Origin of the sequence: Nocardia sp. CA-084685 (genome assembly GCF_050955785.1) — a bacterium.
GTDB lineage: Bacteria > Actinomycetota > Actinomycetes > Mycobacteriales > Mycobacteriaceae > Nocardia.
The window spans coordinates 7217341-7239370 of record NZ_CP192094.1; the positions used below are offsets into that span (position 1 = coordinate 7217341).

The 22030-nt window shown below is 63.8% G+C and carries 21 protein-coding genes and 1 pseudogene; 5 read left to right on the plus strand and 17 right to left on the minus strand.

The window, feature by feature from the left end:
- Positions 1-8 precede the first annotated feature (8 nt).
- Genes ACQP2U_RS32090 through ACQP2U_RS32120 form a run of 7 tightly spaced genes read right to left on the minus strand, consistent with a single transcriptional unit; the run spans position 9 to position 6366 of the window.
- Positions 9-461 carry a DUF3237 domain-containing protein gene (locus ACQP2U_RS32090; protein ID WP_327100626.1) on the minus strand — a complete coding sequence of 151 codons (453 nt, stop codon included), beginning with the start codon at positions 459-461 and terminating at the stop codon, positions 9-11.
- Positions 462-464: 3 nt separating this feature from the next.
- On the minus strand, positions 465-1742 hold the full coding sequence (locus tag ACQP2U_RS32095) for a beta-ketoacyl-[acyl-carrier-protein] synthase family protein (protein ID WP_433710866.1): 1278 nt from the start codon (positions 1740-1742) through the stop codon (positions 465-467).
- Positions 1739-2233, minus strand: coding sequence for an SCP2 sterol-binding domain-containing protein (locus ACQP2U_RS32100; RefSeq protein WP_433710867.1), 495 nt, complete (start codon positions 2231-2233; stop codon positions 1739-1741). The genes ACQP2U_RS32095 and ACQP2U_RS32100 overlap by 4 nt, the downstream gene beginning before the upstream one ends.
- Positions 2230-3918, minus strand: a complete 1689-nt coding sequence (locus ACQP2U_RS32105) for an FAD-dependent monooxygenase (RefSeq protein ID WP_433710869.1) — start codon at positions 3916-3918, stop codon at positions 2230-2232. Before ACQP2U_RS32105 ends, ACQP2U_RS32100 begins: the two co-directional genes overlap by 4 nt.
- Entirely contained in the window at positions 3915-4928 is a 1014-nt protein-coding gene (locus ACQP2U_RS32110) for a hypothetical protein (protein ID WP_433710871.1), read from the minus strand. Before ACQP2U_RS32110 ends, ACQP2U_RS32105 begins: the two co-directional genes overlap by 4 nt.
- Entirely contained in the window at positions 4925-6064 is a 1140-nt protein-coding gene (locus tag ACQP2U_RS32115; protein ID WP_433710873.1) for a StlD/DarB family beta-ketosynthase, read from the minus strand. The genes ACQP2U_RS32110 and ACQP2U_RS32115 overlap by 4 nt, the downstream gene beginning before the upstream one ends.
- A 38-nt stretch (positions 6065-6102) precedes the next feature.
- Complete coding sequence (locus tag ACQP2U_RS32120) at positions 6103-6366, minus strand: acyl carrier protein (protein ID WP_397032549.1); 264 nt, start codon at positions 6364-6366, stop codon at positions 6103-6105.
- 685 nt (positions 6367-7051) lie between these two features.
- On the opposite strand from ACQP2U_RS32120, the gene ACQP2U_RS32125 reads away from it, so the two are divergent.
- The gene (locus ACQP2U_RS32125) at positions 7052-7642 is read left to right on the plus strand and encodes a TetR-like C-terminal domain-containing protein (RefSeq protein WP_397032551.1); all 591 of its coding nucleotides are present in this window, start codon (positions 7052-7054) and stop codon (positions 7640-7642) included.
- Positions 7643-7787: 145 nt separating this feature from the next.
- Here ACQP2U_RS32125 and ACQP2U_RS32130 read toward each other — a convergent pair.
- Positions 7788-8126, minus strand: a pseudogene (locus ACQP2U_RS32130) (transglycosylase family protein); the annotation flags it as partial.
- Between the two features lie 547 nt (positions 8127-8673).
- Between ACQP2U_RS32130 and ACQP2U_RS32135 the strand changes: the two are divergent.
- Together ACQP2U_RS32135 and ACQP2U_RS32140 are read left to right on the plus strand one after the other, a co-directional pair.
- Positions 8674-8937, plus strand: coding sequence for a hypothetical protein (locus ACQP2U_RS32135; RefSeq protein ID WP_433710875.1), 264 nt, complete (start codon positions 8674-8676; stop codon positions 8935-8937).
- Between the two features lie 31 nt (positions 8938-8968).
- Positions 8969-10318, plus strand: coding sequence for an arylsulfotransferase family protein (locus ACQP2U_RS32140; RefSeq protein WP_433710876.1), 1350 nt, complete (start codon positions 8969-8971; stop codon positions 10316-10318).
- A 252-nt stretch (positions 10319-10570) separates the two neighbouring features.
- Here ACQP2U_RS32140 and ACQP2U_RS32145 read toward each other — a convergent pair whose 3' ends face one another.
- Positions 10571-11446, minus strand: a complete 876-nt coding sequence (locus ACQP2U_RS32145; protein WP_433716646.1) for a LysR family transcriptional regulator — start codon at positions 11444-11446, stop codon at positions 10571-10573.
- Between the two features lie 171 nt (positions 11447-11617).
- Here ACQP2U_RS32145 and ACQP2U_RS32150 point away from each other — a divergent pair, with 171 nt between their 5' ends.
- Both ACQP2U_RS32150 and ACQP2U_RS32155 read left to right on the plus strand, forming a co-directional pair.
- A complete protein-coding gene (locus ACQP2U_RS32150) occupies positions 11618-11992 on the plus strand; it encodes a hypothetical protein (protein ID WP_433710878.1) in 375 nt (124 codons plus the stop codon).
- A 103-nt stretch (positions 11993-12095) separates the two neighbouring features.
- On the plus strand, positions 12096-13349 hold the full coding sequence (locus ACQP2U_RS32155; RefSeq protein ID WP_433710879.1) for an FAD-dependent monooxygenase: 1254 nt from the start codon (positions 12096-12098) through the stop codon (positions 13347-13349).
- Between the two features lie 128 nt (positions 13350-13477).
- Here ACQP2U_RS32155 and ACQP2U_RS32160 read toward each other — a convergent pair whose 3' ends face one another.
- The 8 genes from ACQP2U_RS32160 to ACQP2U_RS32195 all read right to left on the minus strand — a co-directional run bounded on the left by ACQP2U_RS32160 (position 13478) and on the right by ACQP2U_RS32195 (position 21934).
- A complete protein-coding gene (locus ACQP2U_RS32160) occupies positions 13478-13834 on the minus strand; it encodes a hypothetical protein (RefSeq protein ID WP_433710881.1) in 357 nt (118 codons plus the stop codon).
- 199 nt (positions 13835-14033) lie between these two features.
- Positions 14034-15041 carry a hypothetical protein gene (locus ACQP2U_RS32165; protein WP_433710882.1) on the minus strand — a complete coding sequence of 336 codons (1008 nt, stop codon included), beginning with the start codon at positions 15039-15041 and terminating at the stop codon, positions 14034-14036.
- Between the two features lie 11 nt (positions 15042-15052).
- The gene (locus ACQP2U_RS32170) at positions 15053-15694 is read right to left on the minus strand and encodes a hypothetical protein (RefSeq protein ID WP_433710884.1); all 642 of its coding nucleotides are present in this window, start codon (positions 15692-15694) and stop codon (positions 15053-15055) included.
- Positions 15687-16955, minus strand: a complete 1269-nt coding sequence (locus ACQP2U_RS32175) for a hypothetical protein (RefSeq protein WP_433710886.1) — start codon at positions 16953-16955, stop codon at positions 15687-15689. The genes ACQP2U_RS32170 and ACQP2U_RS32175 overlap by 8 nt, the downstream gene beginning before the upstream one ends.
- Complete coding sequence (locus ACQP2U_RS32180; protein WP_433710887.1) at positions 16952-17284, minus strand: hypothetical protein; 333 nt, start codon at positions 17282-17284, stop codon at positions 16952-16954. Before ACQP2U_RS32180 ends, ACQP2U_RS32175 begins: the two co-directional genes overlap by 4 nt.
- A gap of 524 nt (positions 17285-17808) precedes the next feature.
- A complete protein-coding gene (locus ACQP2U_RS32185; RefSeq protein WP_433710888.1) occupies positions 17809-19800 on the minus strand; it encodes a protein kinase domain-containing protein in 1992 nt (663 codons plus the stop codon).
- Positions 19801-19871: 71 nt separating this feature from the next.
- Positions 19872-20525 carry a response regulator gene (locus tag ACQP2U_RS32190; protein WP_397032703.1) on the minus strand — a complete coding sequence of 218 codons (654 nt, stop codon included), beginning with the start codon at positions 20523-20525 and terminating at the stop codon, positions 19872-19874.
- A gap of 35 nt (positions 20526-20560) precedes the next feature.
- Entirely contained in the window at positions 20561-21934 is a 1374-nt protein-coding gene (locus ACQP2U_RS32195) for a sensor histidine kinase (protein WP_433710889.1), read from the minus strand.
- Positions 21935-22030: the final 96 nt, after the last annotated feature.

Sequence of the window (22030 nt, forward strand, 5' to 3'; positions counted from 1 at the left end):
GAGTCGGGTCAGGTGATCCGGTAGAAGCGGTATTGCAGACCGAAGCCCTCGGTGAATCGGCCCTCACCGACGAAAAGCGTTTGGTTGATCCATTCGTAGTCGGGATCACCGGTCTCCAGGCGCGGCAGCACCCGGAAGTATTGGTCCTCGAATGCGGTGGGCACCCCGTCCGCGAACGCTGTCTGCACGGCATCGGTCATCTCGATCAGCCCATCGAATTGCGCGTAGATGATCGCACCGTCGTCGGTCTCGAATTGCGCGCGTACATCGGCGCGCGCCCACTGGTCGGTGCCGATCAGCACCCAGTCGCCACCGCCGGGCAGCACCCGCCCGTTGATGCGCTCACCCTCCAGCTTTCCCTCACCGACCTCGATGAACATGCGAATTCCGTGCGGGGTGTTGCCCACCATGCGAGGAGGATGCAGAGACGCGGTGACTTCACCTTCGAACTTCAATTCCATGGACTACTCCTCGGTGCGGAAAGGGTCGTTACGGCGCAGGACCAATGACGAGTTGTGGCCGCCGAATGCGAAGGAATTCGTCAGCACGGCAGCGATATCGGCCTCGGTCGATGCCGAGACGAACGACGCGCCCGTGCAGTCCTCGGCCACTCGGTCCAGATTGACCGACGGTGGGATCATCGATGTCTTGACGGCCAGGGCGGCGATGGCGGCCTCCAACGCGCCTCCCGCGCCGAGGAGGTGGCCGGTCATGGATTTGGTAGAAGCCACAACGGTTTTCGCGAGATCAGCACCGAAAACAGTACGCAACGCGGCCATTTCCGCGCGGTCGTTGAGAATCGTGCCCGTCCCATGTGCGTTGACGTAGTCCACATCGGTTGTCGTGATGCCCGCGTCGCGCAGCGCGATGCGAATCGCCCGGGCGGCACTGGAACCATCGGCCCTCGGTGCGGTCAGATGGTGGCTGTCATTGGTTTGACCGTAGCCCGCGATCTCGGCGTATATGGTCGCTCCCCGCGCGAGGGCACGATCCATATCCTCGAGAATCAGCACCGCCGCGCCCTCGCCCAGCACGAATCCGTCGCGGTCGGCGTCGAACGGGCGCGCGGCCTGCTCGGGACTGTCGTTGCGCCGCGACAATGCCCGCATGCTGGCGAAACCGGCCATGATTACCGGATTGACACAAGCTTCGGATCCACCGACAACGCACGCGTCGGCGTATCCGTCCCTGATCATCCGCATGCCCTGGCCGACGGCGTCGGCCGAGGACGCGCACGCACTGCTCGGCGTATAGCTCGGCCCGGCGAAATCGTGGCGTTGGGCCACCACCGAGGCGGCGACATTGGACATCGACACGGGGATGAAGGTCGGTGGAATCCGTTCACCGTCCGGGTCATTGCCAACGGTGGCGCGAATCGTGTCGGCCCCACCGAGTGCGCTGGCGATGATGACCGCGACGTCGCACGGATCGGCGCTGAGCTCGCCGGCGTCTTTGAGTGCCAGGTCGGAGGCTGCCATCGCGAGCTGACAGAAACGATCGAACCGGATGGCATCCCTGCGCTCCATCCAGTCCGTCGCTGCGAAATCATCGACCGTCGCGGCGATCCGAACCCGTTTGTTCGACACGTCGAACGTGGTGACGGGACCGACGCCTGAGCGGCCTTCGAGCAGGTTGTCCCACAGCACGCCGGGATAGTTTCCCACCGGCGACACCACACCGATCCCGGTGATGGCGACCCTGCGCCGGGCGGTCAGCGGGCGCGGCAGGCTCGGCGCGCTCATGACGATGTCGCATTCGGCTCGAGATCGAACAGGCGCTCCATCTTCATGGCGAGCTGCACGTTGCCCGCCACCCGCAGATCACCGCGCGACATCAATTCGACACCGCGCGTAGCACCGCAGGCCAGCGCGACGAACGCCGATGCGGGGGCGGTCAGTGTCGCCGCCGGTTGCGTGGCGAAGGCGCCCTTTTCGCCGATTGTGCAGCTGTCGGGGGTCAGCTCGACGTCGCGTTCGAGTTTGCCGTGCGAGCGCCGGGTCACGGCCCAGCGAATCACCGCACGCTCGGGCATACCGCCGCGATAGAACGTCGGCATCAAATCGAATGCCGCGACCAAACCCGCTGTGCCGGTGTCGGTTTCGAGATGGTCCGCGAGCCGCTGCGCGGAGATGCTCTCGATCGCGCGCTTGACCCGGCCCCGGTCATTGCTGAGCAGATCCGCCGCGAGCTGCGGATCGACGCCGGAGGTGTCGTCCTGGGAAATGTCGGTCATGCGGTCACCGCTTTCTCGCCGAGTATCGAGTTGAGGTATCGGGCCAACTCGCCGTGCGGATCCGCACCGGGCAATATCGCGCCGATGTGGCCGTCGGGACGCACGACGACCGCCGCCGCGTCGGACAAACCGAAGACCCCGATGGCGTCGTCGCGGAAATCGTGTAAGGCGTCCGGACGCGGTATCGGGGACACCGGCCATATCCGCAGCGGTATGTCACCGAGCACCGACGCCCACGCACCGAACGAGTCCTGCCACTCGGGCGCGGCTTCGACCGAAGTCAGCAGCGCGAAGGCCCCGTTGGTCAGATCGGCGACGGCTGTGCGCCGGCCATCCTCTTCCAGCCACACGTGCGGTGCGACGGCACCGACTAGCACGCTGGGGTGATAGTCGACCACGTCCGCGACAACCGGCTGCGGGTTGTCTTCGTCGGTGCGGTAGACGAATCCCCTTGCCTGACCGTAGAAGTCGAAATGCGGCCGTTGTCGTTCGATGTCGTCGGCCAGTGCGGCGGCATCGCTGATCTCGGGGCCCGATCCGTTTCCGGATCCGATCAGCGACCGTGCCGATGTGAAGAACTCGTCCATGGCAACGGCGTTGTGCACGCTGCGCTCGGCGTTGAAATCCGCGACGGGCCGCCGCTCGGCTTCGTAGGTGTTCAGCAGCCGCGGACTCGACCAGCCACGCAGCACACCGTGCAGCTTCCACGCGAGGTTGTGCGCGTCCTGGATGCCGGTATTCATGCCGAAGCCACCGGTCGGCGGGAAGCTGTGCGCCGCGTCGCCTGCCACGAACACCCGTTGGTGGACGTCACTCCACCGGTCGACGGCCGTCGTACCCAACGCCCACGTTCGAACCGACTCGATCGTGATGTCGATGTCGGCCGCGCCGATGGCCATTCGGACCAGGCGCTCGCACTCGCTTTTGTCGGGCATCGCCGATGGGTCGATGTCGATGCCGGTCAGCTCGAGCAGCCAGGTACCGCGCTGCGGCGAGACGGTGATGAGCACTCCCTGTATGTCATCGTTGATGACCCAGTACAGGGCGCTCTCCTTACCTGCGACCGCCGAGCCGAGATCGGCGGTGAAATGGATGTCCAACATCGTTCCGAGCGGTGCGCAGGCCTGGACTGTGATGCCGACGCGCTCACGCAACCGACCGTGAATTCCCTCGGCGAGGACCACGTAGGAAGCGCGTAGCGCGGAATTGTCCGCTCGGACCGCGCCGACCCCGTCGGGGTCGACGACCAGATCGGTGATCTCCACACCCGACTCGACGCTGACGGAGGGGTAGTTGCATAGCTCACGCAGCAAGAGCGTCTGCAACTCGTTCTGCGGACAGATCAGCGGCAGCACCGGACTCGCCGACACCGTCCGCATGAGTTTCTCGGCGTCTCCCACCATGTCGATCTCGCCGAGCTCGGCACCGACCAGGGTGGTGTGGAAACTGACCCGACCGGACGCCTCCAGACTGGTGCCGACCTCCTGCGCCGGACCCAGCAGCTCGAGGTCGCGCAGTATTTCCGCGGTACGAACATTGACCATCGTGGCCCGCGGATGCGTGGACGCACTCGATCGGCGTTCCACCAGGCGGGTGCGAATCCCCGCGCGGCCCAACAGATGTGCGGCGATCAGGCCGGTCGGACCACCACCGACGATCAATACTTCGCAATGGTCGACAGTCATGGTGACACCTCGTGTCCGCGCCGGGCCGGCACAGTGTCGTCGGCGACCGCGTACAGCGCGCGGTCGAGATAGCTCGTGATGGCGACGTCCACGCGCCGACGGAAGACGATGCGCAGCACCGTGGCCACCGGCAGGCCGAGTACGATCCCCGCACCCAGCGCACCGACGAAACCTGCCAGTGCTGATTTCTCGCCGAGACCACCCGGTTCGGTGTACCGGCGGATCAGTCGGGACGCGAACCGAAACGCCATGCCCGCCAACAGATCCGGACCGATCACCGCGGCATTCTCGCGGGCCGACTCGGCCTGCGCCAACACCTCGGGCAGCACCGCGGTGATCTGCTCCCCCGTATCCGCGCCGGCCTCGACCAATTGTCGTCCGAGCCTGCGCAGCCGTTGATGCTCGGCATCGGGCACACCAGCGGCACGCAGACCCAACGATGCCTCCCGCCGTCCCAACAGCAGCCACCGCAGGGTGGTGAACAACGACACGAGTTGGTTCGCGGTATCGGTCACCGCGATCACGCCGACCGGGCGAGCACCCGCGGCGGTCAGCATGCTGCGCATACTCACCGCCGCGGACACCCACATATTGCGGCAGGCGATGAACTGCACAACCGGCAGACCGGTCACCCGCTCGGGGTAGCGCCGCACCAACGATCGCATCGGGATCGATGGGTTCAGATACCACACCTGGTGCGCGATCAGCACCAAGTCCACGTCATCGCCGACTTGCCGACTGCCGTCTCCGACGGAGATATCCACGGTCGACTCGGCATCGGCGGCCTCCGCGAACACACCGAAGAAGCGACCGAGTGACCACGGAAACGGAAAGTCAGCGGAGGTGGTGACTTCGATCCACCGGACCTCGCTGCCCGCGGCAACGAGCGGCTCGAGAAAATGTTCGAGACACTCGCGCAGTTGCCCGGTCTGCGAGTACCAGTAGACGGCGATCACGGCGGGTTCAGCGCCGACCTCCCGCACGGGTAGATCCGCTGGCGCGGTACTCATGCGCTCGTGCCGCCGTCCACGGCCGTGAGGTGCATGTACGAAATCGCGAAACGGCCCGATTCCGGGACCATGCAGAGCATGGTGTCGCCCGGCGTGACGAGCTCTTCGCGCAGCATCTCGTCGAGGATCACGAAAATGCTTGCGCTACCGATGTTCCCGACGCGGGTGAGGTTGCTGTACCACACTTCCGGTCCCGGTCGTGGCACGTCGCGCCGCGACAACTCGCCGAGCACCATCGACTTCATACGCTCGCTCGAATAGTGCGCCGGAAGCCACTTCAAGGTGGTGGGGTCGAATTTGCCCGCGTTCAGGAGCCGCTCGTACTCGTCGATGCCGACCTTGACCAGATGCGGCAGCAGCGAGAGGCGCTGGCGGGCAACGAGAGTGCCCGCTACCGCGGCCTCGGTGGCGTCGGCGTAGTCCATCCAGGTCTTCTCGGCATCGTTGGACTCGCTGCCGAAATACATACATGCCTTCTCGGTATTGGCATACGAGGTCAGCGAAATCCAGTCGATGCGCAGGCTCACCCCGTTCGACCTCGGCTTGTCCTGTACGACCGCCGCTCCCGCGCCGTCGGAGAGCATATACCGCAGAAACGCGGTCTCCATGGGCAGCGAACCGTCTTCCGTCCGGCTCTCGAGTGCCTTGTATCGGCTGCTCTTGAAGCCACGGGAAGCGAACTCGCTGGCGACCGCGACGGCGGCCGACTTCTCCCCGATCGCGACCTGCAGGTAGGCGTTCTTCAGCGCCATCATTCCCGAGCTGCAGATGCCGTGCGCGGTGACGATTTCGCAGGGCGGATAGGCGAGGCGGCCATGGACCATACTCGCGTGACCCGGCCCCATCAGGTCCGGCAACGTCGTGGCGGCGGCGAGTAACTGCAGATCCTCGGCAGCGATCTCCGATCGTTCGACGGCGTCCTCCACCGCCCGAGCGGCCAATTCCGTATTCGAGAACACAGTTTGCTGTTCCCGATCCAAGGCGTAATAGCGTGTCTTGATTCCACTATTGGCGAGAATCGTGTCCCGAAGGTCGGAACTCGCGTTGCCCGCTTTGCCGATGAAATCTTCGATTTCGTCGTTTGTTACCGGATCGCCTGGTAGAAATCGGCCAGTGCTGGTGATATATGCGGTCACCGGAAACTCCAATGCTGTTGAATGTGTCGCTCAGTCCGTTATAGGGACTTCGCGCTGGATTCCTCCGAGCGTGACCGCACGGCATCGACGAGTTCTCCGAACGTCTTGATGCTTGCGATGCGCTCGTCATTCAGCGAAATCGTGTACTTGCGTTCCAGGATCTCCGCAATGCCAAGCAGCCCAAGCGAATCCAAGCCCACTTCCTCGAATGTCGCGGCGGGGTCTACCTTATCGACCTCGATGCTGTAGTGATTTTCCAGGTAGTCGGCAATATCGCCGTACACGTCCGTTTCGAGGCTCATCTGGATATCCCCTTCACTGTGCAGAACGGCCCTCGGGCCGGTTATTTGCAATGCACGTAGCGACAGCATTGTCGAACGCGGCGACAGCAATGTCGCGCTCTGGTCGACTTTCTTTTGGGCGCAGCACTCCCCGCCGCATCGTCACCGTATATACACACGACAAGCGCTTCAGGGTCCCCATCACCGGGCCCCGCCCGGCACTGCGCAAGTCGACTTGCGTACGACCATAATCGGGTCGGCCCGACTGCGCAACACGAGTTTCTGTAACTATAGAAATCTATAGTTAGATTGGGCGAAGACACATGCTCACGGGAGCGAAACCTGGTGGCAGCGAAGCGGATCCGCCGTATGGGTCCGGCGCCACCGCACATCCCCCGGGCTGTCGCGCGCGGATACCAACACCACGAGTGCTCGCCGAGAGCGCTACGGTCGTCGACTGCCGAGCGCCATCCATGGCCGAGCACCAGCCGACCGAACGATGGCGCAGAGCACCGGACGCGCCACGACAAGCTCGGCGACGACTTCCCCCAATACGTTCGGATCGACTTGCCCCGCAGTCGAATTCGAGACCACGATTTATCCGAATGCATCCGGCTCGATGCGCTCTCGGCTCCGGCCCATTGTGTGAAATCTCGATGGAATGCCAGCGGCGGGAACAATGCACTTGCGCCGTTATACTGCGAAAATGCCCGACAAGTTCAGCGTGCCCCAGGTCACCGACATACCGGACATCGTTACTTCCGTGCGCAACGCGGTGCTATCGGAAATCATGAACGGCACCCCGGTACACGCCGTGTCCGTCGCGGCCGTCGCACGGCTCGCCGGTATACACGAGACATCGGTATACCGACGGTGGAAGACGCGCGAACGTATGATCCTCGACGCGCTGACGACGCGCAGCGAGGCATCGCTGGTCGTACCCGACCACGGCTCGCTGCGCGAAGATCTGACCGATCTCATGAAACAGGCGTGTGATTACCTCGGCAGCCCGGTCGGACGTTCGCTTCTGCAAATGAGTGTCGCGGCGGCGGACAACCCGGCGGCGAGCGAGGCACGACGGCTGTATTTCGATACCCGCCTTCGGGCGATGGAGCCTGTCGTCGAGCGCGCGATCACCCGCGGTGAGGTGCAGTCCGGAATTGCCGCCATTGATGTGCTCGAGCCATTATTCGCCACGATCCAGATGCGAGTCGTCCTGACGGGTAGGCCGATAACGCCGGACCTTCCGGAAAAGCTGGTCAGCGTCGTGGTCGACGGAGTCCTTTCCGACAGTTGACCATGTCGCAGTGCCCGCGACCGCCACTATTGTTGCCGCGAACAGCACTTCCGACCATGGCCTCGACAGGGTCGAGCACGGGGACCCGGACGATGACAGTCTCACGACTCGGTCGTACCCACTGGACAGCTCTGTGGTGTCACCGAAGGCCGAGCGCTGCCGAACATCCTGCCCACGGGCCCCAACCCTGAGCGGCGAGTACCTGCTCGGCGACGACGATCTGCTGCTCACGGGTGGCCTTGTCGGCGGTCTGCGCATACGCGGCACCGCCATATGCGGCCCATGTGCCCGGCGAAAACTGCAGGCCGCCCTGAAACCCGTTGCCAGTGTTGATACTCCAATTACCGCCGGACTCACACGCGGCGAGGCTGTCCCATTGCTGATCGGTAGCGGCGGAAGCTTGGCCGATGTATGCCATGCCGGTCCCACCGATAATCGCACTGGTGGCGACGATCTTTTTGAGCGGGGTGCCCAGAACGCTCATATCGCAGTTCCTTTCGAGTCAGCAAACCTATACAGGTGTCCAAGCATGAAAGGTGATTACTGGATCTTCGAGCCCGTACGAGTGTGTGCTGGGGCGCGGCGAGCTCGAGTGAAAGTCCTCGATATCGTGTCCACATCGAAATACAAAACCCACGTCGTGCATGAACCCATTAGCAGCAGTAGGTTGCTCGAAAAGCGGCGGTGACCGACCAGTTGAATGGCGGTGTGCGCGTGATGATGCCGATTGCAGATCATGAAGCACGATGGCGTGTGATCACCTGGGACTGTCTGAAACCAACCAAAGGCCAACTTTTCGCGTTCCAGCGTTATACACGTCCGGTATCGCCGCCGTGCTGCGGGTTGAAAACCCCTCTACCAGCTGAAATATCGAACCTCACTGCCCCGGCTCCGGATGTCGACCCGGCTCCAGAAGGCCGGCACCGCACCACGCATCACAGTCTCGGAAACCGGCATAGGCCATAAAACCCCTCCAGCGGCAATAGATTGAACAACAAGTTCGGAAAATTATCCGAAACCCGCTGTAGGTCATGAAAATGCTTCAGCCGCAAGGGGTTCGAGAAAGAAAGTCGGAAATTGACAGGGTTGCACCGATTGCCTACGGTCCAATCGTCAATTCGTCACCGGTCGCATTCGAAGGTGATGACCACGCCCCCAACGTTGTCAAAATTCAGGCAGCAGTTGATAACCGCACGCAGGACATCGAGCGCCGCGTGGAGCAACTCGATCTCGCGATCAAACGTGCCCCGGGGGCGGCTGGACCTGGTCATCGCTCATTGCAACCCAGGATATGAAACGAAACAGTGCCGTACTAAACTAGCGACGGTGTATTCGGAGACGCAAGCACTTCACGTGGTCGACGATCATGCCCCCATTCCGCCGACTACAACCACCGGCGGAAAAGCATCTGGTTGGCGCCGACCGTTCGCTGTTCTGAAGGTCACGGGCGTTTCCGACTCCGATGTTCGACAGTCCTCACCCATCATGCGGCGTCGCCTGCCGATATCGTTGGCCGCCACGGCCACGCTCGTCGCTGCCGCCTGCGGGTCTGCCGCCGCCGATCCGGTGCTGCCGACCGTGCCGTTCGGCGGACTGACCTACACGGTGAACGTGGAGAAGCCGGGGGTGAGCGACGGGTATCTGTACTACACGGTCGGGGTAAGCGCGGCGGCGCTGGTGCCAGGGCTGGGGGCGGTGGCGCAGGCGCTGCCGGGCGGGAAGCCCGCGAATGTCATCGCCGACCGGTCCGGCAAGCCGATCCAGCGGTACGAACCGCCTGTGGGACAAGATGTTTCGAACTTCCGGACGCAGAAGTACCAGGGCCGCAAGGTGCTCACCTGGTGGCAGGGAAGCACCGTGGCCGGGCACGGTTCCGGTGTCGGGATCATCGCGGACGAGAACTTCAACGTGCTGACCACGGTCGATCCGGGTGGCGCTGGCGCGGATGTGCACGAGTTCCGGCTGACCCCGGACGGCCACGCGCTACTCACCTCCTACCCACAGGTCGATGCCGATCTGACCGCCATCGGAGGGCCGAAGAACGGCAAGATGTTCGACACCGTCGCGCTGGTGATGGATGTGGCCTCGGGCAAGGAGTTGTTCCGCTGGAGCGCGGCCGAGCATGTGCCGCTGGCCGATTCGCAGACCCCCGGCAAGCTGAACAGTGATGTGTACGACCCGTACCACATGAACTCGATCAGTCTCGATCCGTCCGGGAATCTGCTTGTGTCCCTGCGTAACACCGCCGCTGTGTACGACGTGGACCCGCGCACCGGGGATATCCGCTGGCAGCTGGGCGGCAAGCACCCGACCCTTGCCGCCGATCCTGGCGTCGAATTCGCCTTCCAACACGACGCCGAATTCACCGACGCCACCACGTTGCGGCTGTTCAACAACAACTCCGACGGCCCGGAATCCCGTGGTCACTCCAGCGTCGAATGGATCAACATCGACTTGGCCGCGAACCGTGCCACCCTGCTGCGCAACCAAGAACACCCGGAGGGCCTGGTCTCCTTCGCGATGGGCAATGCCGAAGCACTCCCCAACGGCAACACCCTGGTCTGCTGGGGCATGGCCCCCCATATCTCCGAATTCACTCCCACCGGCGACCTCGTCTACGACGCGACTCTCCCCTTCGGCACCTACCGCGCCTACCTCGACACCTTCCCCTCCTGATCGGCGAGGAAATCCTTTGGCGGCGAGCGCGAGTGGCCACTGCCGCATCGCTGTCGAGCGCATCGCCGATGCTTGCGGACACTCGGTCCGCTACTTCGAACTCGTCGGTGAACGGCGGGAAGTTCATTGGTGGACGGGTTCATCGCGCTCTCCTCTCCGGTGGATCACTGATATCGACGCCACCGGGGGGATCGATTTCATCGGTGACCGGCCAGAAAGCCCCCGCCACGCCCGCCATGCTCTGTCTTGGGATCACGGATCGGTGAGCCTCCCCGGCTCAGGGTCCGTGAGCCGGTCTCGGGCGTATTTCCGGAATGCGGCGACCAGGCGGCTGCGGTCGTCGCGGCGGGTGGCCAGCACAACGTGAGCCGGGTCGACGCCGTGCAGCGGGATCGCGGTTACGTCGGGACGCACCGCCAGGTGGTGGCCGGCGGCGATGGCGATGGCCTCACCGGCGGCGATGACTTCGAGATTGTCCTCGAGGGCGTCGATGATCGGGCCGTCGGGTGCGGGGCGGCCGTCGGGGCGGGGATCGATGCGCCAGTAGGCATTCCAGTCCGGGTTCGACTGCCGTAGTCGGGGCACGGGTTCGTCGGCGATGTCGTCGAGGGTGACGTATTCCCTGCCTGCCAACCGATGGTCCACCGGCATGAGCACGACGCGCGGTTCGTCGTAGAGGATGGTGACGTGTAGCCCCTCGGTGGGAAACGGCAGGCGGGAAACCAGTGCGTCCACCCGGTGGTCGAGCAGCGCGTCCGGGACGTCGGTTACCGACACATGCTGTGCGCGCACTTCGGCATCGGGATGGCGCTGGCGCATCTCGCGCACGACGGGGGTGATGATCAAGTTCCCGGTGTAGCCGATTGTGACGCGGTCGGAGCGGGCTGCGGCGCGGGTCTGCGTGACGACCCGGTCCGCGGTGCGCAGCAGCGCTTTCGCCTGCGGTAAGAACACCTCGCCGGCTTCGGTGAGTCGACTGCCCTGCGGGCCGCGATCCAGCAGCCGTACCCCGAGTTGCTGTTCGAGCCGGTGGATCTGGCGGCTCAACGACGGCTGCGTGAGGTGCAGCGCCTCGGCGGCACGACCGAAATGCCCGTGCTCGACGACGACCGTGAAACAGTGCACCAGCCGCCGTCACAATCCCTCGCCGGGCACAGAGAGGCAGTATGCGGGCATCCTCGGATTGGGCAACAGCGGGAAATGTGGCGGGATTATAGATCAGTCAACGCGGCGGCTTCTGGAGTTGGGCGAAAACGCGTAGAATTCCAGCAGGTCGGGACAGCATTTTGGAGTCCTATCATGACTGAGAGAAAGAATTCACACACGAAGTTCGCCCGGTTGGCGGCTGCCGCGGGTATAGCCGCAGTTGCGGCGACTCCGGTCGTCGCAGCCGCCGTGCAAGCGCCTACCGCGCACGCAACGACGTCCACGTCCGCAACCCAAGCTGTTGACAGCCCCGGTTGGGGCGGCGGCGGCGGTGGTTGGGGCGGCGGCGGTCACGGCGGCGGTTGGGGCGGCGGCGGTTGGGGCGGCGGCGGCTGGGGTCACGGCGGCGGCTGGGGTCACGGCGGCGGCTGGGGTCACGGCGGCGGCTGGGGCGGCGGCGGTTGGGGATGGAATCCCGGCTGGTGGAATTGGTGGAACCCCGGCTGGGGTGGCTGGGGCAGCTTCTAGCGCCGGTGACCGAGCCCGGACACGCACAGCGTGCCGGGCTCGGTCGCATCGAGTATCGATCATGTGGAGCCAGGATCGACCAGCCGGGCTGGAGCGTAGCGAGATGAAGATTGTGTGTATCGGCGGCGGGCCGGCCGGGTTGTACTTCGCGATTTCGATGAAGCGGCGCGACCCGGCCCATGACATCACGGTGATCGACCGCGATCCTCCCGGGTCCACCTATGGCTGGGGCGTCGTGTACTGGGACGACCTGCTCGACCTTCTGTATCGGAATGACCCCGACAGCGCCCAAGCGGTGCGTGCCGGATCGGTCCTATGGCGTGAACAGGCAATCCATGTGCACGACAACCAGACCGCGCATTTCGCGGGCTACGGGTTCAGCATGGGGCGCGCCGCATTGCTCGACGTACTTTCCCGACGGGCGAGCGACCTGGGCGTAGAGGTCGCGCACGGGCGAGAGGTCCACGATCTGTCCGGCTTCGACGACACTGATCTGATCGTCGCCTCCGACGGCGCGAACAGCCGGGTACGGCAACTGGGTAATCCGCATTTCGGCACGTCCGTCACACTCGGCGAGAATCGATATATCTGGCTGGGTACGGACAAGATCTTCACCCGATTCACCTTCGCCTTCGAACACACCTCGGCCGGCTGGATCTGGTTCCATGCCTACCCATCGGTCGCCGAGAAAATCAGCACCTGCATCGTCGAGTGCCAACCCCAGACTTGGCATACACTGGGATTCGATTCCCTGGACGACCTGGAGAACTTGCGTGTTCTGGAAAACATATTCACGCGCCCCCTCGACGGTCACTCATTGATCAGCAAGACCCGAGGCGAGTTCGCAAGGTGGAGCCGCTTTCCCGAGATAACCAACAAGACCTGGTACCACGACAACGTGGTGCTGCTCGGCGATGCGGCGCACACGACGCACTTCACCATCGGTTCGGGCACCCGGTTGGCAATCATCGACGCCGTCGTACTCGCACAGAACCTGTACGAGCATGCCGAGGTCGCCGACGCGCTGGAGAACTACGATGCCCAGCGGCGCGCCGCGCTGCGCCCGATCCAGGCCGCCGCCCGTACCAGCATGATCTGGTTCGAACACGCCGACCGGTATCTCGACCGCAGCGCTGTGCAGTTCGCCTATGCGATGGCGGCTCGGCACGGGGTACAAATGCCGTGGCGATACCAGCTACACCTGCTCACACAGGTACCCACTGTGCGCAAGATCCGGCGTGCCATCGACTCCGGACAGCGTTGTTGGCGGGCTGCCCGACGTGGAGAACTCGCGATGGCACTGCCCTCGCCACGCCGGTCGCCCGAGCCGATCCCGACCGATCAGTCGATGTTGTGATTCCCGCACAAGACGGGCACCGGCACAGGGCAGCAACTATTCAACTACTCGACCGGTCTGCCGCCGTGGAGCGACATAGAAACGCAGCGGTGTCGACGACGCGGTCCCAGCGGAACCGTTGCTGTGGGCTAATCGACCTCGTTCAAGTGCACGATGACGCTGACACGGCCCTTGTCATCGCGTCGGGCGACGGCGTGCCCGGACCGTTCGGTGCCGTCCAGCTTCAACGAGATGGGGCCACCCGCGCCGAGAAAGTTGCGCCACCACGTCTTCTGGTCTGGCATGCCGACCGGGATCGTGATCTCGTCGCCAGCGCGTCGAAAGCCCACCGGTGTACTGAAAGTGTTTCCGGAGCGTCGGCCGACATAGGTGATTTCGGTAATCGCCCGACCCACCCGAGGCCCGATCCATGGTGCCTTGGTCAACGCCATGACGCCCGCATTGAATCCGCGCGCAACAGGCCCCAGCACCGATTTGAACTCCACCGTATCTCCTGATCACCGAGCGGGTATGGAACACCAAACTAGCGGACCGCCGTGCGTTCGGCAGCGCCGCAACAACGGCACGACCTCACGAACCTAGAAATGCGCCGCAGTGAATCACACTGCGGCACTGATGTAATCGCCTAGTGGGAATGCGCCTCGGAGTCGGCACCCTCGGGTCCACCAGAACCGGTCGCCGCTGCTACACCTCGGCGTAGACGGTGTTCAGATCGACCAGATCGCGACGACGCACTGCGGGCAGGAAGTAGTCACTGAGATTGTCGGGGCCAGGGCCGTCCCCACCGAATAGCGCCAGGGGTAGCATAACGGAAAAATACAAAGTCATAAACCAGACTTTTGTCAGTCTGCCATAGGCCGGAAACGAACCGTCACCAGGCTGAATCACACACAGACCGAACAGCGCTTTCCCGACCGTCGTATGAAACGCTGCTTGCAGTATCACTCGATTGGCAAAAGAAGTCGTCAACCACGCGCCGAGCGCAGCGGCGCCGGCAAGCGGGATCACACCTTTACCAAAAATGACGACTGCAGCGGCGGCTCCGAAATGTAATGACCAGTCGATGACGAATGCACAGACTCGACGTAGCGTACGAGGCGATGGGTAACGGCGATCATCTTTACCACCGTGTCGCGACAGGCTGGTTTCTATATTTTCTGCACGCTTACGTCCTGCTGGCGCATCTCCTCTATGATAAGCGTATCGCAGATTTGCTCCGCCTGGTGTCGAGATGACCCCGCATTTGCGCGGATCACCTGCGAACCACACTACCGAAGAGCTATTATCGATCACCTTTCCTATTTGATGAACCCAACTGCTGACGATCAATTGTGAGATCCGAGCGCCGTTTGCGTCTTTCAGCTCAACCCACTCGTACCGGCCGTTGGTAACATGGCCGACTCGATATTCCAACCAGGGGTGCCGCAGCAATATCCGCCTTGTCCGTCGCCTGATCCACACCATGCACCCGCCGATAATCCCTGTGCAGAACAGTATTACCGAAACTATGCACCCGGGAGCGGACAGGCGGTGGCCCCAAGGGCTATTGCCAGGATCGCCCATACTTATGAAGATTACCAATGCCGGAATGCTGACGATCCCGACGGCCAGCGCCATCCACGGCAAAAGCGCGCCCTTTCGCAACGCGGCGCGTGTCGTTGGCCAGGATGCGGCCGTTGATGATGTTTCCACGATGAAAGCCCTCACAAGTCCAGCGACGAGGGGCGAGACGTCGACCGACGGTGCGCCCGGAATTCGATCGACTGTGCCATATCGACCATCATCTTTCGGAATTCCGAGCCATAGTCGACCGCTGCGGTCGATAACTCGACAGCAGCAAGGGCTGACCCGTCATTCGACGGCACTACCGCTTCGAGTTGGTACGTAGCCGTTGCGTTACTCACATACGGCCTCCCCGGAAGTTCCGGCGTTGGGAGCTCTGTCACTCGTTCAGCGAACATCATTGGCCGACCGTCCACCTCCACCATTTCGATATCATATGTTTCGCCGGATTCGGCCCTGGACTCGACCAGATTCGTTAAGGCCAAGCGTGGGTTGATCTTCTCTCCGCCGGTTTCATACACGCAAATCGTGATACATGATGTTATCGGGTTTCCGTCCGACGTCAGGTGCCGACCTATGCCACAATACCTCGCATCCCTGTGCACTAGTTCTGCAAAGAGCGTTGCCGCAGTGGGTAAGATAGCCTCAGCCATGGATTTCATGGTCGACGGACGCATTTCTCCAACGATCTCTTGGGCCACCCCTATCCGTCTCTCGATATCGGTCAGCGGCATTGCCATGAAGCCGTGCGGAATCCAGATATCTACCGTTGTCTCAGCCATTTCCTATGTTCCCAATGTTGAAGAGCCCGAGGCCAGCCTTCCCGGCCCGCGAGAACAGTTCGATACCAGCCGCCGAGGTCCCCGCCTCCAACCTGCTGGCCTGGCCGAAGTCTTCGAAGAAGCTGGTGAAGTCGCCCATGGATCGGCTCACGGCAGACGGCATCAGCGGAATCTTGTTGACAACATTCGGAACACCATCAATAAGTTTCGTTGCTATCCCCGGCGCTTGCGCTCCCTCAGTGAACGACCTGATAGCAGGCGCAAATTCTCCGAGTTCAGTAAATGCTTTGACACCCTTTACCGCCCCGCCAACGCCAGGTATGACACCTAGACTGTCGAGACCGACCGTCATCCCAATCTTCTCGAGTGCATCACTATTGAAATCCCCAGAAAAGACATCCTCGAGCGCGTCACGGACTTCGGGATCGAGGGCATCCATTGCGAGGACACCTACACCGGCGACGAGCGCGATACCCGCGAAGATCGCGTCGGCGGGCGGTGGTGTCACCAACGCGAGAAGGCCGGTAACAGCAGTTATTCCTGCCAAGACATCGTGGATCTGCTCTCGGTGATCGCTGATCCATTGGCCGATACCTTTTATCGCATCGGTAATGCGATCCCAGATGCTCTTATCGGGTGGGCTGGGCGCGAAATCCTTTGCGGCCGCGTCCAGTTCACTGGCGATCCGCCGAGCCGTGCTGTCGTGTGTGCTTTCGAGATCTCGCGCGCGGCGGATGATCGAATCGACATTCCCTTCCCAGGTGTTGACTGCTGCGACGGCGGCATTGACCTGTGCGGTGGCGGCATTGAGGCGTGTTTGCGCGGCTTGCAGCTCGACCGGATCGGTGAACGTCATACTGCCCAGACCCAAGTCTGTGTTCGACCGAGCTTGCTGCAATGTTTGAAGTGCACTGTTGTACTGCCCTTTGGCCTCGGCAGCTTCGGCTTCCAAGCCCTTGGCGGTGTCCTGGAAACCCACCAGATCCGTGTGCCATTCGGCAAGCAGGCCAACGGCCTTTTCGAGCGAGTTCTGTGCGTAGCCGAGGTCTTGGGCGAGCGTGGCATCGAAGTTGGCGCGGAAAGCGTCGCCGCCCTCACCCTGCCAGACGTTCTCGTTGCTGTTGCGCAGACTGTTCAACAGCTGGTTGGTCTCCTTCACCGCCTCCGCGGCTGTGCTGATCTGCCCGCGCAGCCCTGCGACGTCGTCAGGCGCGCCCGGAACCGGGTTGAAACCGAGGTAGGGGTACGAGTTCTGGCTCATGCGGTGACCGAGGTGCTCGGCTGTCCGTCGACGACGCTCGTGGCTTGCTCGACCACCTTGGCGAATGCCTGGTCGGTCTGTCGATACGCATCGAGACATTGCGCGACACCGTCCGCGGTTGCCTTGGCGGACTCGCCGATCCGCTCGATGCCGAACTTCCATCGTCGTTGGAAGCTGTCGACGGCGTCGTTGAGAGTCTTGGTCCCGATGTCGCCGTGGCCGCCCTCCTTCATCGCGTTCATCGCATCGTTGAGAACCTGCTCGGCGCCGCGGAGAGACTGAACTGTCTTACTCAACACATCGATGTCCACCTGCAGAAACCCGGTCAAGTCAACACTCTCCTTCACAAAAGTCATGTACATGCCGACCCAGGGTCTCGGGTCGCCGGTCCGTGCTGGGCGCTTCGGACAGTGGGACCTGAGTGCCGGTCGGCTCGAGGCACTTCTATCAGTAATGGACGCACCGTCTTTCGAAACGGTTCCATCGAGTGAACACTCCCGCCGCTACCTCTGTCACCGCGCGCTACGCACCTGAGTTGGGGCCGCCGGACTCCAGTTCAGCGTGCACTGGTTGCGCCACACCACCCTGACGTGGATCGAGCGGGAATTCGGCGTCGCCATCGCCTATACACGCTGGACCAGCAGAAGCACAGCACGCGCCCGTACGACGTTCACCTACGTCGCATCAGCATCGTCGAGATCGCGGAAGCACTCTCGGCACTCACCGGAGAGCCACACCCGCTATCTCGGGATCGTCGACGTCCACTGGGCCCGACATAGCGTGGACGCACAGGAGATGGAATGCGGGAATCCTATGGACACGAAGTCATTGCGTGTTCGCCGCGGTTGCTGTGTCAGTAGACGTAGACCACCGCATTTTCACCGCCGGTGCAGGTGACCAATTGTCCGTCTGCGACGCAGTTCATGGTGTAGCTGCGGCCGGTGACAGGGCTTGTCGCGACTACTGAGCGTGATGAGCGCGAGACGTTCGTGGCCGCGGATTCGGCGTAGGCCTTGCGGACGGCTTCCGCGAAACCGCAACTGGTGACCGATGATCCGGTGGCCGATTGGGTGAAGCTGCCGGAAATGGGTTGACCGTTGGTGCAGTTCGTCGCGCCGGCGGGCAGGGTGACCGTGGTGGGTGCGGCCTTGGTGGTCGAGGTCGACGGCGACGCGGTCGAACGGCCGGAGGTGCCGTTGGCGGCCGTCGTGGTCACCTGCGCACCCGCCTGCACAGTGGTATCCCCGGACTTGCCGGACCCGAGCACCTGCCAGCCGATGGCGCCGCCGACCGCGAGCACCACGATGACGAAGACGGTGACCATGATCGGCAACAGGACCGATCGATCCCGCCGATACGGATCCGCGGCGGGATCCTGTGCGTAGTAATCGTCTTCGTAGTCGGGCGCGGCATAGCCCTGCGGCGAATATTCGGCGGGTTGCGCCGATGACCGGTAGGGGTTGGGCGCCGCATGGGCCGGGCCGCGCGGCGGCTCGAACGGCGGTGTGCCGGAGAAGGGTTGCGGTAGCGGGACACGGCGGGTCTCCGGTGCGGACGAATCCTGTTGCGCGCCATAGTTTTCCGGATACCGGGCGGCGGAGTAATGCGACTCGGGATACCGCTGAGTCTGCTCGGCCTGCGACGCCTCCGAGTACTGCGGCTGGTCCGGATACCGCCGAGTCGGCGGATCACTCGGGTACCGCGGTAACGGCAAGTGCTGCGGGGACTCCGGCGGCGACTCCTCGTACAAATGCGCATCCGGAAACGGCCGCACCTGCCGGCCAACGCCGGGCGTCCCGGTCGGCGGTGCGGCGGGCGGCTGCGGCGGCAACGGCGTGAACTGCAGATCTGCGAGCGAGACCACCGTCGGCGCGGTTGGATGGATGACCGCGGGAATCGTTCCCGTCGACTCCGCGGGCGTCGTCGGACTGCGGTGCACCACAGCCTGATCCGAGGGTCCGCGAGAGGGGTCGGGCGGCCGCACGATCAAGGTCGGTGTATTCGCGGCGGGCGCGGTGGCGAGTGCGGCCCTGGCCGCGCGCGCCAGATCGGTCGCGGTCGGGAAGCGATCGGCGGCCTGCTTGGCCATGCCGCGGGCGATCACCTCGTCCATCGCCGCGGGAACCCCCGGCCGCCGCACGCTCGGTCGCGGCGGCGCCGCGGTGAGATGCGCCCGGATCAGCGCGCTCATGCTTCCGGCCGGAAACGGTGTCGCTCCGGTGAGGCATTCGTGCAGCACGCAGGCGAGGGAGTAGATATCGGCGCGACCGGTCACCGGTCCGGAATCGAACCGCTCCGGCGCCATATAGGTGTAGGAACCGATAGCCATGCCCGCCTGGGTCACCGCGCTGTCGCCCTCGGTGTGGGCAATGCCGAAGTCGACCAAGTAGGCGAAGTCCGCCTCGGTGATCAGGATGTTGGCCGGTTTCACATCGCGGTGCACGAGACCGTCGGCGTGCGCGGCATCCAGGCCCGCGGCTATCTGCTCGATGATGCCGATCGCGCGCTCGGCGCTCATCGGCCCCTGATCGCGCAGGATTTCGCGCAGGTCGGTGCCGGGCACCAGCCGCATATCGATGAACAGCACACCGTCGATCACGCCCCAGTCGTGAATCGGGATGATGTGCGGCTCGGCCAGCCGGGCGGCCGCCTGCGATTCGCGCCGGAAGCGCACCTGGTAGACCGGGTCCCTGGCGAGTTCATCGGACAGCAGTTTGACCGCGACCACGCGGTCCTTCACCGTGTCGTACGCCTCGTAGACCTCGCCCATACCCCCTTTGCCGAGCAGCGCTCTGAGCTCGTACGGCCCGAACCGACTGCCGACTCTCCATCCAGGTCCGTCCACCCCGTCATTCCTCCACATCCCGGGCAAAATCGCCCATCACCAGCTCCGGGTATGCGCGATCCGGCTGCCCGTCAACCCGTGGATTGTCCTGGTGCAACCACCCCGTGGTCAAACGCAAACACGATAGCGGCCGCACGGTCCCGCAGCTCCAGTTTGCCGAATATATGTCCGACATGGCTCTTGACGGTGACTTCCGAGATGCCGAGGTCGCGTGCGATCTCGGCATTGACGCGGCCGCGCCCGATCAATTCGAGCACCTCGTACTCGCGTGCCGTGAGTTCGGCGAGTCGGCTGTCGTCGCGGGTGACGGCGGGGCGAACCGTTCGATATGCCGAGAGCACGCGGCCGGTCACCGATGGGTCCAGCCACGCTCCGCCGACGGCGACCGTGCGGACCGCCCGGATGAGATCTTCGGCGGGTGAATCCTTGAGAATGAATCCGGCCGCCCCGGCGCGCAGCGCACCCGAGAGCAGTTGGTCGTCGTCGAAGGTGGTGAGCACCAGCACTGGTGGCGCACCGTCGCGGGCACGCAGCATGCGGGTCGCGTCGATGCCGCCGATACGCTTCATGCGCAAATCCATCAGTACGACATCGGGCCGGTTGGCCGCGATCGCGGCGGGCACCTCGTCGCCGTCGGCGCATTCGGTGACCACGAAACCGTCACGGCGGCGCAGAATGCGCCGCAGGCCGCCACGGACGAGTTCCTGATCGTCGACGACCAGCACGGTGACGGGCTCGCCACCGGCCCCAGCCCCTGCGGTCACGCGCCCTCCCCCACCGCACCGTCGCGCCGCATGTCACGCACGGCACTCGCGGCCCCGTGGATCACCTCGGGCAGACCGCACGACATCGACAAGGCCCGCGCGCCGCTCAGCGGGAATTCGGCTCGCACCGTCCAACCATCGTCGAAGGGGCCGGTCTTGATGCGGCCGCCGAGCAGTTCGGCGCGCTGGCGCATACCGGACAGTCCCATCCCGCCGCCGGGATCCGGCGGTAATCCCTTAGGCAGCGAGTTGTTCACGATGAGTCGGGCCACCGACGAGTCCACCTCCAATCGCACGGTCGCGGTCGCGCCGGGCGCATGTTTGATCACATTGGCCAGGGACTCCTGACCGATCCGATAGAGCGCGAGTCCGACCGCCGCGGATACCGCGGACAAATCCTCGGTACGGGTGTAGCGAACATCCAATCCGGCCCCGGCGAAATCGCCGACCAGGTCATCGATATCGCGGATACCGGGCTCCGGAACGAGTTTTGACGGCCGGGTATCGAGCAGGCCGATGGTGCGGCGGATATCGGCCATGGCCTGCCTGCCGAGTCGCTCGGCGTCGACCAGCGCGTCCACTGCTTCGTCCACGTCGCGGTCGGTCTGCAACGCGTGCCTAGCGGCGGTCAGATGCAACAGGGTGATGCTCAGCGAATGCGCGATGACATCGTGCACCTCGCGCGCGATTCGGCTGCGTTCCGCGTCGGCGGCGCGTTCGGCCCGGATTTGCTGGCTCTGGCGCTCCTGATAAAGAAATTTGCGCTGGTACTGCAGCATCACGCCGACCAGCCAGCCCAGAGCGATACCGACGATGTACATCTGGATGCCCTGCAACCGCTCACCGGTCACGCTCCACATCAAGTGACCGGCCGCGTCGAAGGCCGTCAACTCGAGCACCGCGATCACCGCGAACAATGCGCTGAAGCGTTTGCGCACGATGGCCGCGACCTCGCCGACCATCACCACCAGGATGAACGGCGAGAAGTCCGACGACACCGGCTGAGTGAGCATGATGGCCGTCGCGACCAGGCCGGAGACGGCGAGCAGGATCGGACTCGGCGCCACACCGAAGAAGCAGAACAGCGGCACCGAAACAAAGACCAGGATGAGCGCCAGAATCGGCAGCGCGGTCGGAAAATATTCGTGCCGCTGGATGACCGCGCCGACACCGACCACGAGCAGGGCAGCATCAGCGCTGATCATGACCGACGGCGGATAGTCGAACGGCAGCTCTTCGAGATTGCGGCGCAAGATCGCGACCGGGTTGCACACGAAGGCCACGAACCGATCCCGGACGCGCCCACTCTCGCGGAACGGTATCGCCGACTGGGCGCCCGCCGACGAGCCGATGGCGTGGGTCACATCCATCCTGTAAGGCTAACCGCCAGGTCGGGCCCGGTGCATCGTGCTCAGAGCGGGCCGCGGGCTCCTACCGCGGTAGGAGATCGATTCGCGTCCTGGCAC